Raw genomic sequence first — 15,604 nt, 5'->3', positions numbered from 1 at the left:
CTGGCTGGTGCCATCGCTGCCGTACTGCTTTCCGGCAATGCAATGGCCAGTGAAACCACCACTGAAACTCTGAATCTGAAGCCCACTGACATCCTGACCGATGGCTGGCAGGTAAACGGTTATATCCGTGCTGGCTGGCGGGTGAATGAAAACGGTACATCTACCGGTAATGAATATGGCAAACCTGACTACAATGTAGCAGGTACAACTGGCAAGAATGCTAACCAAGTTGAATTCAACGTCAGCAAAAACACCACTTTCCAGAATGGTGTATGGTCTCAGCTGGGCGTGCGTGCGGAGTATGGTAATGGCGACTCCAGCTTCTACTCTTCTAGTGGCAGTGAAGACAGTGGTAAAGATAATAGTTACGAAGGCAACTTTGAAATCAAGGAAGCATTCATTCGCCTGGGTGGTATGAGCTACCTGCCAGAAAATGCAGAAATCTGGGCTGGTCGCCGTTATTTGAACCGTGAACAAGCCCTTTTGTCTGGTGAGTTCTGGAAGCAGTCTTCTGGTGTAGGCTTTGGTTATGAGCAAAACGGCAATGGTATTGCTGTTGTCTCTGTTGACCCAGGTGCAGGAAATGAAAAGCCTGATGGCAAAACTATCCACTCTTTAGACCTTTACAGTTATAACCACAGCGCGCTGGGCGGCAGCTTTAACTTTGACCTCAAACTGATGACAGCTGGTGACAGCGACAACTATGCGGCCAATGAAGCCACCGATGGTGTTGGTGCAGCAATTACCTACAAACGTGACTATTACGGACTGGATGGCTGGACCACAACAGCACTGGCATACGGTCAGGGCCTGGCGGCTAACCGTGGTGTCAACTTTGGACAGTGGAGTGGTGGCACTTCCACCACTGACAGTGATGAAGGCACCAGCATCTTCTTCACTTCTTACGGTGTGATGAATATCAATGATCGCTGGCAAATGGGTTCTGAAATCGTCTACCTGCACGGTGACAAAATCTGGGGACTGGGTTCTAACGCTGCCGCTGAAGGTGATACCGTTGACCGCTTGCTGATGGCCGTTCGCCCAACTTACAAAGTTAACGACAACTTCCGTTGGGAATTCACTGGCTCTTATGGTTATGAAAAGAGCTACTGGGGCAAAGATAAAGACGGAAAAGACAATCAGTCTGAAAACAAGATCAACTTCTACACTGCTGAAGTTGCCGCTGTTTTTACCGTTAACTCGGACTACTTCGGTCGTCCACAGATCAAGCCTTTCATAACCTATCTGTCTAGAGATGATAGCAACGAGTGGGCCGATAAGAATGGTTGGGGTAGTGACTCCGACAATGACAGCAACACCTTCCAGTTTGGTGTGGAAGCAGAAATCTGGTTCTAATTTACCCAATTTCTGCGTAAAACCTGCAGCCATATGCCAATGGCTGCAGTCCTGAATTCCCATTCCTGTGATTGTGTTTATTTGACGGAGCCGCTGCTCCGTCTTTTCGTGAATGCCCCATGAAAAACAAATTCTCACTGTGTACCCTGCCCCTGGTGGTCTCCCTGCTCTCTGGCTGCCAGAATGCCACCACACCGGTTGCGCCCGAATCATTATGCCCTGAGCCCAAAGCCAGCCAGTCCGTTATGCTGTGTGTTACCTCATTACCCGATAACCACCCGCAAGGTGATCCGGTTTATCTGGCAGGCACCATGAACCAGTGGCACGCCGGCGGTCATCAGCACAAGGAGGTCATTCTGAAAGATAACGGCAATGGTAGTTACAGCCACGAACTGTCATTTGACAAACCGGGCGATATTCATCTATTTAAATTTACCCGTGGCGACTGGAGTTCAGTAGAGATTGATAATGACCGCTACGATGCCCCGAATCGCAACGTGCAATTCACTGGAGAGAAGCAAACCATCATGCTGACTATTGATAAGTGGGCGGATCTTGAAGGCGGTTCTCTGGGTAGCAGCCCAACCCTGGTTGGCAAACTGGAAACCCTCACCACCACTTTCCCGCAAAATAAAGGTGAACGAACCATTCGCATCTGGCTGCCGGAAAACCACGACGCTAGTCGCAAGGAAGCCTACCCGGTCATCTACGCCTGGGATGGCCAGAACCTGTTTGATAAACAGACCGCCGGCTACGGCATGGAGTGGCAGCTGGATGAAACCCTGACCGCGTTGGGGGAGGATTATGTGGTCATCGGCTTTGACAGCCCCAGCGACGCCCTGTCCCGCTATGTTGAATACAGCGGCCTTGACTGGACCCACCCAACCGTCGGCAAAGTACATGCACGGGGCAATGAAACGGTGGATTTTGTCGTGGACACACTGATCCCCCGGCTGGAAAAACAATACAACATCAGCAGCAACCCGGCCGATCGTACGTTAATGGGTTCATCCATGGGAGGCTATATCACCCTCTACGCCATGAGCTATCGCCCCGGTGTGTTTGGTACCGGCCTGGCCCTGTCCCACGCCACCAGTGACCACTACGGCGGCAAACAGTTACGGGAGTATTTCCGGAAAAACGGTTTTGCAAATGATGCCCGCCTCTATCTTGATATGGGTGGCCAGGAGACCGTTGGCCCCTGGGGACCAGATGAGTGGTTGCAAGGTCACCACGCCATGGTAGCTGCATTGAACGACGCCGGTATATCACTGCAACACCAGGTGATTGCCGATGGCGTCCATGATGAAACCGCCTGGGCAAAACGCTTTGGTGAAATTTTTCAGACCGTGATTAAACAATCGCAGTGAAATGTGACCTCCCACGGTCCTCCGTGGGAATGCCTACCCCAAGTTCCCGATAAATTGCCTGCAACGAGGATACCTGTGAACTCCGGTATGCATTCCCACGCGGGACCCACAGGGCCTAAAAGCATGGGAACGAGGTAAAGGCGTACCGCCGATCTTTGACAAACCCGGCAGGTCGTATTGCACCATTTTCACAAAAGCTGCTTTTGTTGCGCTACCCTTCCCAAAGTCTGTAAAACGTTTACAACTTCCCACCATCCCATTTCACGGCCATAATGCATGGGAAAAAACGAACCTCCTCTCTCGCAGTGATTTAAAATGCCCGGAAAAAAATTAATGGGTGCTGAACTGATACCGGTAACCCAGAGCCTGAGCCAGGTGATGAATGCCTCACCTTTTTCCATCCTGGGAATCCACCCGGCGCCATCCGGCAGCGGCCTGACCATTCGCGCCTGGCACCCTGATGCCGAGTGCATCGACGTGGTGCAGGAAAGCACCGGTAAATCACTGGGCAGAATGAACCGACTGGCCAATGGCCTTTTTGAGCTGGATTTTCCCCGGCGCAAAAAAACCTTTTACTATCTGCTGAACATCACCCTGAAGGACGGATCAGAAGAACTCCGGTTTGATCCCTACCAGTTTGGCGAGTACACCCTCTGCCAACAGGATATCGACCCGCTGCACCTGTACCGCCACCTGGGTGCCCTGAAAGTGGAGCACGCCATTACCCGCCAGCGTCGTGTTTCCGGTGTGCTATTCAAGGTCTATGCTCCCCATGCCCGTTCCGTCAGCGTGATTGGTGATTTTAACCAGTGGGACGGTCGCTGCCATCCCATGGCCAGTGCCGATGACGGTATCTGGCGACTGTTTGTGCCAGGGGTTACCGAAGGTGCCCTGTATAAATATGAGCTGCACGACCAGCATGGCCAGCTGCTGCCGGAAAAAACCGACCCCTTTGGCCATAAAGTGGAACAGTGGCCGGGCCTTGCCTCCATTGTACAAACGGAAAGTACCTATACATGGTCTGACAGCCAATGGCTGAACAAACGCGAGCTGAACCATAATAAACCCATGTCCGTTTATGAACTCCACTTGGGCTCATGGAAAAAATCCCATGACGGTGGTTTCATGAATTACCGGGAACTGGCCGACGAACTGATTCCCTATATCCGCAAAACCGGCTTTACCCATATCGAGTTACTGCCCATTGCCGAGCACCCCCTGTACGAGTCCTGGGGCTATCAGCCGTTGGGGCTGTTTGCGCCCACCAGCCGCTACGGCACACCGGATGACTTCCGCTACCTGGTTGACCAGTGCCACCAGCACAATATAGGTGTGATTCTGGACTGGGTACCCGCCCACTTTCCCCAGGATGAACACGGCCTGTTCCGTTTTGACGGGACCGCTATTTATGAATATGAAGATCCCCAGCGGGGCTGGCATCCGGACTGGAAATCTTGCATTTACAATTACGGTTCGCCATGGGTACAGGATTTTCTCATCAGTAATGCCCTGTACTGGCTGGATGAGTTTCATATTGATGGCCTGAGGGTGGATGCCGTGGCCTCCATGCTCTACCTGGACTACTCCAGAAAGCAGGGCGAGTGGACACCCAACCACCTGGGCGGCAATGAACACCTTGAAGCCGTCGCCTTTTTGCAGCGCCTCAACCATGAAGTACACCGACTGCATCCCAACTGCATGATGATCGCCGAGGAGTCCACCAGCTGGCCCTGTGTATCACGCCCCGGACACCCGCAAAGCCTCGGGTTTGATTACAATAGGACTTACGCATTGACAACAGGCTCTAAAATTTGATAATGCCAAAAAACAGATGTCTTCAGGGATGAAAGTGAGAACTACCACTCGACCGACCACTGCACGATGCACTCTTGCAAAATACATTGGCTTTTTGATTAGTGAGCCAAAATCATCAACATGCACAAGACTGGCCGAGGTTACCGACTTTTCTCACGATAGCGCAAACCGCTTTCTTAAGCGTGAAAACTATCAGCCCAAAGATATGTACGATGAAGCAGTCAAAAGTTTAAACCCTATTGGCGGCACCCTGAGCGTTGATGACAGCGTGCTCGACAAACCTTATAGCTACTCCGTGGCACTGGTTGGCCACTTTTGGTCGGGTAAACATCACCGAGTGGTTAAGGGAGTTAACCTCATCACCCTTTATTACACCGACGTATCCGGGCGCCATATGCCGGTGAATTACAGGATATACGACAAATCGGAAGACAAGACAAAAAACGACTACTTCCGTGAAATGTTGATTGAAGTGCTGGTATGGGGGCTGAAGCCAGCGTTCGTTACCGGTGACTCCTGGTACAGCTGCACGACTAACCTGAAGACGATTAAAAACCATCAGACTGGGTTTATGTTTGCCGTTGAGAAAAACAGGACAGTATCACTGGAAAAAGGTAAATGGCAGCAGGTTCAACACCTCGACATCCCCGACAATGGTCTGGATGTATGGCTCAAAGACTTCGGTAAGATCCGGTTGTTCAGGACGATGCTAAAAGACCAGCGTCGCCACTACGTGGTTTACTTGCCAGAGGAAGTCCCTTTTGAACGCAATGACTTCAAGCAGATCCATGACCAGCACTGGCAGATCGAACAGTTTCACAGGGCGATCAAGCAGGTTTGCCATATTGAGCACTTTCAGGTTCGCAGCGAACGACCCGTCAGAAACCATATATTTGCTGCAATTTTAGCTTTTGCTCGACTTTAGAGTCTGTATAAAACGATAATTCGGTCAGCTTTTTATAGTGAAGCAAGCCGAAATCAGTGAACTGTTTTTCCAAGTTCGTTATTACTTCCGTTTTTTGCCTAAAAGCCTTTAGTTATGCTGCTTCTGAATTATCCGGTATTAACTGGTCGATCAGATCGCGAAAATTGAACTCATATTTTTGCTTATATCTGTTCCAGCCCTTGCGAATAGAGAACCTCGGAATAATTCCTGAAAGAGCAATTTTCATCATGCCTGCAGTGGTTGTATCCGGGCTTCTCCAGGGTATCCGAGAAATATTCAGACATGCCTGATTTTTACAAACGGTTAATAACTGCAATAATGCATAGCCTGCCATTTTCAAATGCATCCATCGAAGCAGTGTTCGCAATTTCTGCTGCCATAAATGGCAACAGCCAAAAGCATGTTTGAGTTGGTGAAACATTGGCTCTACCGGCCATCTCCGGGAATAGGCACGAAGCACCTCCAGTCCCTCAAGTTCCGGATTGGTCGAGATGAATATTCTGCTTTCGGTCAGACCTTTGTCATTTTCAAAGCGACTCCAGACGACGCGTACTTCACGACCTTTAAGGAATCTGGCGCGACAGATCAGGGTACGATAACGTATTTTGCGAAATTTGCCGTACATCCATACTGTTGCTTTTTCTTCCGGCAGTTTCTTAACCTGTTCTGTCGTCATCTTGATGCCGTACTTTTTTGGGCGCCCTCGCTTCTTTACGGTGGGTGCTGGCGGCAAAGCATAGAGGGCCCGATTTGAAGGTATCTGACCAACAACTTCTATGTTCATTTCCAGAGCTGGCTTTATCAGTGTCCAGTTCATATACCAGCAATCGGTTAGCAGGCGTAGCACTCGATCCTTCACTTCATTGCGTACCACCCTGAGCATGGCCACGGCAATTTTCAGTTTGCTGGTGTTACCTGAAGCTGGTGTCGGAAATGAGATCACCGGTATGGCGGTAAATACTTCATCTGCAGCCCGCTCAAATATGATGGCCAGGGAAACCCAACACTGCCCCCAGATGTACGTCGGCCGATTGCGTTTCTTGCTGTGTTGATGATGTGTACGACAAGCAGGGGCTTTGTCGGAAAACCGTTCGATTACCCAGTCATCAAGCCCCAGGACCACAGGTTGATTCTCAGGAGCTTTGGAGCAGACCAGACGGATCAAGTGGCGTGCCAAGTTCTTCCATTGCCACTTGCCCTGAGATAGCCAGTGGTGGTAGCTGCTCCACACACAATGAAAATCAATTGTTAACAACGCCTGTGTAACAAAGCCGTCGGCTGAAAGCATGCAACCGAACAGCAGTTCGCAGAACGTTGGTACTGCAGTTGATGATAGCGCTCCAGCAAGAAAGGTTGTATATGAAGCGAGCTCCCTGAGGATTACTTGATGATCTGAAGTGAGCATGGCAACCATCTCGAATTTCGTCATTGGGGATGGTTGCTTTTAGCAGATTATGCGCCGGAACTATTGTGCTCTTAAAACTCTAAAGTCGAGTAGCTTTTGTTTATCTCCAGAAAATGCAGATAGAGCAGGAGTTTACGAATATTTATCAGCACCAACGGGGGCTGTTTAAAGAGACAATAGGCGCTTTCATTGAGAGTTTTGCAAAGGGGAAGGATCACCTCCTACCAAAATTTATCGGTGTCATCAATGCGTAAGTCCTATACAAGTGGAATATGGGCTGGATGCACGATTCATTGGCCTATATGAAGCGGGACCCGATTTATCGCCAGCATCACCATCATGAAATGACCTTCAGTATGGTGTACGCCTATAACGAGAACTTTGTGCTCTCCCTCTCCCACGATGAAGTGGTGCACGGTAAAGGCACAATCCTCAGCCGAATGCCCGGCGATGACTGGCAGCGCTTTGCCAACCTCCGGGCTTATTACGGGTTTATGTTCGGGCACCCCGGTAAAAAGCTGATGTTTATGGGCTCCGAGTTTGGTGTGACCAACGAGTGGAACCCGGCAGAAAGCCTGAACTGGAACCTGTTGCAGCAGGGCCCTTACCACCAGGGTATGCTAACGATGATCAGTGAGTTGAATACCCTGTATCAGCGTTACCCGGCACTGCATGAGCTTGATTTTGATCGCGATGGTTTTCGCTGGCTGATACTGGAAGACCATGGACAAAGCGTTTTCGCCTTTTACCGAAAGGACAGCGCAGGTAAAACTATGGTCATTATCAGTAACATGACGCCCTATGTCCGACATGATTATTGTATTGGTGTGCCGGTCGATGGGTTATGGCAAGAAATATTTAACAGCGATGACCAGCGCTTTGGTGGCAGTCATATTGTCAATGGTTCCGTCGCAACCCGACCGGTAGCGCAACATTCTCAAACCCAGAGTATCAGCCTGACTTTGCCACCACTGGCAACTATTATGCTGACCGCTGACCGGGAGTAACTCCCATAACGGGAAAAAGCCCCCGGCACTTACTGTCTGCTTTGATCCCGTTTGTGTTACCCTCGTTCCCACGCTCTGCGTGGGAATGCATACGGATCTGGCAGCATGAGAAAGAGCCACTGCCTGGAAGGGTTTTCGGGGGCTCCATGCGAGTATGGTATTTGTGGCGGGATCGGTATGCATTCCCACGCAGAGCATGGGAACGAAACGTCCAGAGTGTCCGCAGGGTTTTGCGACAACCTCTCTGCGTGGGAATGCAGACCGGAGTCTGCAGAATATGGAAAAACTTTTGATCATGCCAAATAGAGCTTCACACGCTATGAATTCGCCGTCTGCTTATTCCACCTTTCCCGGAAAAACCACGCCACAGGGCGCCACGTTAGTCAATGCCAGTCTTATGGCAGTGCCTGGTAATCAGGCGACAGGTGTCAATTTTTCTGTGTACGCCCCGCAAGCAGAACAACTGTTTGTGTCATTATTTGATGCACAGGGGAATGAACAACAACTGAAAATGTTTCCTTCCGCTGAGGGCATCTGGCATCTGTATGTTGAGGGCATTACCGAAGGTCAGCACTACGGATTCCGGGCGGATGGTTACTGGGCTCCCGATGCAACACCACGTTTTAACAGGAACAAACTGCTGATGGACCCCTATGCCCGGGAAATCAGTGGTGAGGTGCAATGGTGCCCGGACATTTTTGACTATATTTCAGACGACAACGCTCAATGGCTATTCAACGAACAGGACAGCGCCGCCAAAATGCCCCGCAGCGTGGTGCGGGACGCCGCCTTTGACTGGCAGGACATCACCCACCCACAGATTCCGGACCAGCAGAGCATTTATTACGAAACCCACCTCAAGGGGTTCACCAAAACCCACCCGGATATCCCGGAGGCTATTCGCGGTACCTATCTGGGCATGTGCCACCCGGTTACCATTGACTATCTGCAAAACCTCGGCATTACTGCGGTCGAACTGCTGCCGGTTACTTACAGTGCCAGTGAGGAGCGACTCACTCACCTTGGCTTGGCCAATTACTGGGGTTACAACCCCCTGTGCATGATGGCACCACACACTCCTTATGCCATGTCCGACCCGGTTATTGAGATGAAAACCATGGTACGGGAGCTGCACCGCGCCGGTATTGAAGTCATTATGGATGTGGTGTTCAACCATACCTGCGAAGGTGGCCATGGTGGTCCATTCCTGAGCATGCGTGGTCTGGCTGAAACCGACTACTACCATATGAACCATCACGACGGTGAAATTTCCTCGGAAAATTACAGTGGTTGCGGCAACACCATGAACTTCGATAGCCACCAGACCCTGCGTCTGACCATGGATGCACTGCGTCACTGGGTGGTGGAGTATCAGATCGATGGTTTCCGTTTTGACCTGGCCCCCACCATGGCCCGTCAGCACCGTCATTACAGCAAAGATGCACCTTTCTTTTATGCCGTTAGCCAGGACCCGGTGCTGAGCCGGGTAAAAATGATTGCCGAGCCCTGGGATATCGGGCCGGACGGTTATCATATGACCGACTTTCCCAATGACTGGCAGTCATGGAATGATCGTTACCGTGATACCTGCCGAAAGTTCTGGAAAGGCAGCAAGGGAGCACAAACCGAAATGGCCTGGCGCTTTTCCGGTTCGGAAGACCTGTTCAGCCAGCAAAGTTACCTTGCCACCGTCAACTATATTTGCAGCCATGATGGCTTTAACCTGATGGATCTGGTTTCTTACCAGCAGCGCCACAATCTGGCCAATGGTGAAGACGGGCGGGATGGTGATGAGCATAACTACTCCTGGAACCATGGCGAAGAAGGCGTCACTGACAACCCTGAAATCAATAAAGCCCGCTTGCGCAGCCGGAAAAACCTGGTGGGTATGTTAATGCTGGCCAAGGGCTCACCCATGCTGTTTGCCGGTGATGAGTTCAGCAACACACAGGACGGCAATAATAATGCCTATTGTCAGGACTCACCCATCACCTGGCTAGACTGGGACTGGCTGCACAACAGCGACTCTGACGGTGCCATGATGCACGATTTCACCCGCCAGATGATGCATTTTCGTCGCAATGAACCACTGTTGACTGATGGTTTGGGCCGTACAGAATACCAGTTATATTCCCCGAAGGGTGAAATCGTGGACCCTCTTTATTTCAGTGAGCGCCACTGTTACACCCTGACGGTTAAAATTCACGACCCGAATGATGATGAAAAAGGGACCATCTGGGTCATCATGAACGCTGGTAAACATATAGGCAGGGTGTTAATCCCTGAGACCGGCCAATTCAAACACCGGATGATCATGGTGAATACCGACCAGGAGGCTTCCTTTATCCGGGAACCGTCTGTTGATCAGTGCAGCTATGAAGTTCACCCGCACAGCCTGATCATGCTAAAAGAGATGAATTAGCAGGGAGTTGCCCTGAAATAACGCTCAGACTCGTTCCCACGCAGAGAGTTTGTCGCAAAACACTGCGGACACTCTGGACATCTCGTTCCCATGCTCTGCGTGGGAATGCATACCGATCCCGCCACAAATACCATACTCGCATGGAGCCCCCGAAAACCCTGCCAGGCAGTAGCTCTTTCTCATGCTGCCAGATCCGTATGCATTCCCACGCGGAGCGTGGGAACGAGGGACGAGGGAGAGTTTCGCGACTGCTTCTCCCCCATGGTTAGAAAGTTCGATGGATATTACTCCGCACAGCGGGAAACCATCACCTGATCTATCTCACCACTGTCTTTGAACGTCAGGCTCCACACGTACCGTCCTGCCTCCGGTATCATCACCGAGGTATCCGTACCGTACCCGCCGTTTTTCCCAGCGGTTGGCTGACCCGGCTTTTGTGACAGGTCAGCAACCGTGTATTGCGGGCTCCAGCTGGCGGTGGCGTACTGGAAGCGATAGCTGCCTTTGCGCTCGTTGGTAACGGTTTGATAAACGCCATTGCCTTTATAGCTAAAAGCCCTGGCTGGTTTGTGCATCCAGTTAGAGTCCGGGAAGCTGCCCACCACAAACAGCGTACCTTCTGCCGGGCCCACTTCATTCACAGTTGGGTTGTCACACTGGGCCAGGAAGCCTTCACCGGTCATTGCCTCAGCATTACGTTTGGCGACCTTTGGGCCGGCTGCAATCGGTCTGGCAATGCGCAGGAATCGTGATTCAAACCCTTTCATACGAATGGAGTATTCGTTGTTTTTCGGCAGGAACACCTCACCGGTCAGCAGATCCACCAGCCGACCTTCCGAACCGGCTTCCGCCGTGGTCAGCGTCACCATTTGGAAAGCACTGTCGGTGCTGACCATGTAGAGCAGGGCATCATCGCCGTGTTGTTTGTGGTCGATGTAAATCTCTTTCTCTGCACGCAGGTTAATGCGCTCACCTGCAGACAACGCCGTGTGTTGATCCCGCAACGCCATCAATGACGAGACATAGGCTTTAAGATCACGCTGCTGTTGATTTAACTCAGCGGTTACCCCGTCAATCTTGGCACTGGTGCGTCCAGAATGGTCATCACACATACCACGAACCGCGCAACTATTATCCGGCTGTTTTTCAGCAAAGCCCGGCGTTTCATCACCTATTTCATCACCGTAATACAAGGTGATTGGTCCGGTGTAAGCGGCCATAAACGACATAGCTGCTTTATGGCGCAACCAGTATTCCGCACTGTCCGGATTGGCAATGCCACCACGCTGCAAAAGGTCACCAAAACGCAACACATCATGATTACCGAGCATCAGGTTAGGTTGCGCATGGGGCGGATAGAGTGAGTGCAGGTTCATACCTTCATCCAACCAGTCACCACCTTTACCACCAATACCGTTTTCATTCACTGCAAACGTTTCCACCAGGCGATAACGCATCGGGAAGTCAAACGCTGAACAGAGTGCCGGGGCTTCCTGACTGCCGTATCCCTCCTGCTGGATAGCATTTTCCTCTTTCCAGATCTCCGCCACCATGTAACCCAGCGGATTAACGGTTTCACCATTGTGGTTCTGGTAAGTCACAGACCGGGAGGCTTCATCCACTGCTTTGCGGATTGCTGTCCAGGCGTCGGTGGGCACCTGATAGGCCTGATCCAAACGCCAGCCGTCTATTTTCAGTTCCTTCACCCACCAGGTGGCCACCTCCTGGTAAAATGGCAGGCTCTGGGGATAGTCCACGGGATTGTGGTTGCCGGAAGGCAGCAAGCCGGATGGTGATGGTACGACACCGGATTTCTTGTGGTGGCCAAATACACCATCAAAAAACACGTACAGCCCTTTGGCATGGGCTTTTTCCACCAGCTCTTTTGCCTGTTCCAGGGTGCCGAAGCGTGGGTCGATGGAAAAATAGTCCGTGGCAAAATAGCCGGTAGCATCCAGTCGGTCATCCCAGTGTACCTGACCTTCGACAGGTTCTGAATTGAAGATCGGTGTCATCCAGATGGCATTCATGCCCAGAGACTTGATGTAGTCCAGTGAGTCAATAATACCCTGCAAATCCCCCTGGTGATGGCTGGTACCGTAGCCGGTGCCGTGACCGGTTCCTTTTTCGCCATCGACAAAGCTTTCCACCATAATCTGGTAGATTCTCAGGTCGTTGGCTTTTTCATGGGTGCTGGTACTGCACTCATAGGCCGGTGCCAGGCTGGTGCTGGCCGTGGACGTTGTATCAGATGACTGGCTGGCACAGCCAGTTATCAGTAAGGCAGAAAACGCAGAGATGGCCACGGCCAATGTTTTGGGTTTCGTCATCGGTTCCCCCGATTGATCACATTACAATACTGAAAAGAGGTGGTTCCACATCCGCAGACAGGATTGGGACGAGATACAAAATATTATCTATTTGAGCATTTTCAATATATTGATTTACAGCAATTTCAACTTACCTGACAAAACCGTTGTAATCGTTTTCATAGGTTTGCAGCAAACCGCAAAAATTGAAATCGGCCTCATTTGTGGTCTGTTTTTCTCTTGGCTCTTTTCGTATTGCAGACTGCTGATTTCATAAATCAGGCTGGAATCCTCCTGTGGCAGGGCTTGGCAATATTTAGCCAGCAGTTTCCTGAAGGCATTGTATATCAAGGCCTTTGGCCAATTTTCATTGCAGAGCAGTCTGTAACCCGAAAAGAGCCTTTCTCTTTATAAAATTGACATTTGACTCATTAAACAACAATGCATTACTAACCATCTGTGTCCTCGATTTTTAAAATAATGTAGCTGACACAAAAAATGAAAGCGTTTACAAGTCAACATTCATTTTTTTTTCGTTACACTGACTTACACAATTTCATCAGATTCATCAGAGCCTTTTACAAACCCGCTGAAACAGGTTATCAGTGAAAAAGGCTAACCTAATAGCAAAGAAAGAGAGAAGCACATTGCATGGATCAAAAAGCGTTTACCACTGAACTGGAAAAACACCTGCGTCGTGAACTGGGCACTACCCCAAAGCAAGCTACCTATCGCGACTGGTGGCAGGCACTGTCCCTGGTACTGCGAGACATTAATCTGGATCAGCTGCAGGAAAGCAGCCTGAGCGATAAAAGCAGCCTGAGCGATAAAAACAGCCTGAGCGATAAAAACAGCCTGAGCGATAAAAAAGCCAAGGCTCTTTTCGGGTTACAGACTGCTCTGCAATGAAAATTGGCCAAAGGCCTTGATATACAATGCCTTCAGGAAACTGCTGGCTAAATATTGCCAAGCCCTGCCACAGGAGGATTCCAGCCTGATTTATGAAATCAGCAGTCTGCAATACGAAAAGAGCCAAAGCCAAAGGCAAACAACCACAGCGTCACGTTTGCTACCTGTCCATGGAATTCCTGATGGGCCGCCTGCTGGGCGATGCGCTGATGAACCTGGGTCTGTACGAACCGGCAGCCAAGCTGCTGCAATCCCACGGGGTAAAAATTGCCGACGTTCTGGACCAGGAACGGGATATGTCTCTGGGCAATGGCGGCCTGGGTCGTCTGGCAGCCTGCTTTATGGACTCCCTCGCCAACCAGAACATACCTGCCACCGGTTACGGCATCAACTACCGTTACGGCCTGTTCCGACAGGTATTTGAAAACGGTCACCAAAAAGAGATGCCGGACGTATGGCGGGAGTTTGGCAGCCCATGGGAAACCTGTCGTCCATCGGAAACCGTTGAAATTGGCCTGTTTGGTCGTGTTGAAATGGACAGCGACGGGAATAATTACTGGATACCTGCTAAAAAACTGCTGGGGGTTCCCTGGGACATTACCATCCCCTCCTTTGGCGCTGACTCTTGATCACATCTCTCCAGCGCTGAACTGCCGGGCTATCTGCCAGGTTTTTACCCGATCCTGCAATTTCGCCCAGCCTTCCCATACCACTAACCAGCCGGGCTGCCCTGTATGCTTTGAATCACCCCAACCACCAAGCCGAGCAATCGTTTGAAGCAGCCAAGTGACTGTTGGCGGCTTATCGGGCAACGCTTTTTTTTCATAGGTTAGCCAGAGAACCTGCCATTCATCATCACTGACCACCTCATTCGCGAGTGTTTTTTCACTCCAAAGCTTTCTGTCTTTGTGCTGCCTGTCATTCGGTAACATTAATGCTTCACGGATTTGCATTAGTCTGACAGCGACAAACATTAATATGACCGCAAGTCGTTCAATGTTATCCGGAGATTGCAGACGAAGCCTTTCTACTCCTGCTCCCGATTTCCAAGCCTTATGGAACTCTTCTATTCGCCATCGGAGCTCGTGAAATCGAATGATAGAGCGACAGTCTTCGAATGTTTCAATATCTTCAGTTGTCAATAGTACCCAGTGCAAACGGTCTTCGGAGTCATTGCCAATCTCTTCAGCCGACACAATATTCATAGTTACCGGTTCCGGCCTGCCGCCTGGCCTTTGCGGCGCCTGTATTGTCATCTTCTTTCTTTTGACCTGCAGCGTTGCCTTTCGCTTCTTTCTACCTCCTTTTTGAGGAACCACTATCGTATATTTCCCCAACACTTCAGTCTGAGCTAAGGAATCAAATAATAAGAGTTCGCCATCCACCAGGATTCTGTTTTGTGTAGCTCTTACAACAAACCGCTGTCGGTTATCCAGTTTGTAGTGCATATATTCGTATATATCCGCCTCCCGGTCGCAAACACTGATGATGTCAGGCATTTTACCCCCCATCCTTTGTTCTGTGTTTTCAGAGGCTCTTTGCCACTTAAAGCTTTCCTTTCCCTCGTAAGGTAGCTGACGACGTTGGTTCTTTTTCCCCCGCTGAACGTCCTCTCTAACCCATCGTTCTTGATCAATAAGCCCAATGCTTCGCTCTGTATCCGCATCAACCAAGAAGACAGAGTGGACGTGGAATCCTCTGGTTTTAGAGCCTTCAGGACCTCCAAGATCACCAAGCTCGGATCTGACAGCATGTTTATAACCCAGGGTTGTTGTATCTTCGAGAGCCAGAAGTAGGCGAGACTGTCTCGCTATTTTGGCAGTTGCCTGAAAGCCTGCCTCAGCTATTGCTTCAGGCTTTACGGCCTCATTCTCAATCAGCCGGTAAGCTCCAGTTACCAGTGCGGTATAACCTTCGCATGAAGATGACAAAGAATTACCGGTATGAGCTGAAAGCTCGGCAGCAACTTTGACAAGTCGTTTTGTACGTCGAGTATCGCCCAAATCAGCACATCCAAAAGTTAGTTCTGACCATGGTTTAGGAGAAAGTGGAAGCATGACCTGTT

Annotated in this window: 12 protein-coding genes and 1 pseudogene; 9 read left to right on the top strand and 4 right to left on the bottom strand. The window is 50.4% G+C overall.

Features of this window, described 5'->3' with window-relative positions:
• Window positions 1–42 precede the first annotated feature (42 nt).
• The 4 genes and pseudogenes from MJO57_RS03670 to MJO57_RS03655 all read left to right on the top strand — a co-directional run.
• On the top strand, window positions 43–1,356 hold the full coding sequence (locus MJO57_RS03670) for a carbohydrate porin (protein WP_252023040.1): 1,314 nt from the start codon (window positions 43–45) through the stop codon (window positions 1,354–1,356).
• Between the two features lie 119 nt (window positions 1,357–1,475).
• A complete protein-coding gene (locus tag MJO57_RS03665) occupies window positions 1,476–2,726 on the top strand; it encodes an alpha/beta hydrolase (RefSeq protein ID WP_252023030.1) in 1,251 nt (416 codons plus the stop codon).
• Between the two features lie 333 nt (window positions 2,727–3,059).
• On the top strand, window positions 3,060–4,541 hold the full coding sequence (gene glgB / locus MJO57_RS03660; protein WP_252023028.1) for a 1,4-alpha-glucan branching enzyme: 1,482 nt from the start codon (window positions 3,060–3,062) through the stop codon (window positions 4,539–4,541).
• Window positions 4,542–4,575: 34 nt separating this feature from the next.
• A pseudogene (locus tag MJO57_RS03655) lies at window positions 4,576–5,463 on the top strand (transposase); the annotation flags it as partial.
• A gap of 115 nt (window positions 5,464–5,578) precedes the next feature.
• Here MJO57_RS03655 and MJO57_RS03650 read toward each other — a convergent pair.
• On the bottom strand, window positions 5,579–6,916 hold the full coding sequence (locus MJO57_RS03650; RefSeq protein WP_252017304.1) for a transposase: 1,338 nt from the start codon (window positions 6,914–6,916) through the stop codon (window positions 5,579–5,581).
• 89 nt (window positions 6,917–7,005) lie between these two features.
• Between MJO57_RS03650 and MJO57_RS03645 the strand changes: the two genes are divergently transcribed.
• The 3 genes from MJO57_RS03645 (at window position 7,006) to glgX (ending at window position 10,321) form a co-directional block, all read left to right on the top strand.
• Entirely contained in the window at window positions 7,006–7,146 is a 141-nt protein-coding gene (locus tag MJO57_RS03645) for a hypothetical protein (RefSeq protein ID WP_252023026.1), read from the top strand.
• A gap of 27 nt (window positions 7,147–7,173) precedes the next feature.
• The gene (locus MJO57_RS03640; protein WP_252023024.1) at window positions 7,174–7,899 is read left to right on the top strand and encodes an alpha amylase C-terminal domain-containing protein; all 726 of its coding nucleotides are present in this window, start codon (window positions 7,174–7,176) and stop codon (window positions 7,897–7,899) included.
• A 319-nt stretch (window positions 7,900–8,218) separates the two neighbouring features.
• The gene (gene glgX / locus MJO57_RS03635) at window positions 8,219–10,321 is read left to right on the top strand and encodes a glycogen debranching protein GlgX (RefSeq protein ID WP_252023022.1); all 2,103 of its coding nucleotides are present in this window, start codon (window positions 8,219–8,221) and stop codon (window positions 10,319–10,321) included.
• A 284-nt stretch (window positions 10,322–10,605) separates the two neighbouring features.
• Here glgX and MJO57_RS03630 read toward each other — a convergent pair whose 3' ends face one another.
• Together MJO57_RS03630 and MJO57_RS03625 are read right to left on the bottom strand one after the other, a co-directional pair.
• Window positions 10,606–12,651, bottom strand: a complete 2,046-nt coding sequence (locus tag MJO57_RS03630; protein ID WP_252023021.1) for an alpha-amylase family glycosyl hydrolase — start codon at window positions 12,649–12,651, stop codon at window positions 10,606–10,608.
• A 114-nt stretch (window positions 12,652–12,765) separates the two neighbouring features.
• A complete protein-coding gene (locus tag MJO57_RS03625) occupies window positions 12,766–12,981 on the bottom strand; it encodes a hypothetical protein (protein ID WP_252023019.1) in 216 nt (71 codons plus the stop codon).
• Window positions 12,982–13,281: 300 nt separating this feature from the next.
• Here MJO57_RS03625 and MJO57_RS03620 point away from each other — a divergent pair, with 300 nt between their 5' ends.
• Window positions 13,282–13,539: a hypothetical protein gene (locus tag MJO57_RS03620; protein ID WP_252023017.1), complete on the top strand. Its 258-nt coding sequence runs from the start codon at window positions 13,282–13,284 to the stop codon at window positions 13,537–13,539.
• Window positions 13,540–13,631: 92 nt separating this feature from the next.
• Window positions 13,632–14,168: a glycogen/starch/alpha-glucan phosphorylase gene (locus MJO57_RS03615; protein ID WP_252023015.1), complete on the top strand. Its 537-nt coding sequence runs from the start codon at window positions 13,632–13,634 to the stop codon at window positions 14,166–14,168.
• On the opposite strand, the gene MJO57_RS03610 is transcribed toward MJO57_RS03615, so the two are convergent.
• Window positions 14,169–15,596 carry an IS4 family transposase gene (locus MJO57_RS03610; RefSeq protein WP_252017836.1) on the bottom strand — a complete coding sequence of 476 codons (1,428 nt, stop codon included), beginning with the start codon at window positions 15,594–15,596 and terminating at the stop codon, window positions 14,169–14,171.
• Window positions 15,597–15,604 lie beyond the last annotated feature (8 nt).

Origin of the sequence: Endozoicomonas sp. SCSIO W0465, assembly GCF_023716865.1 — a bacterium.
Lineage (GTDB): Bacteria > Pseudomonadota > Gammaproteobacteria > Pseudomonadales > Endozoicomonadaceae > Endozoicomonas.
This window is presented reverse-complemented; position numbering and strand designations above follow the sequence as displayed.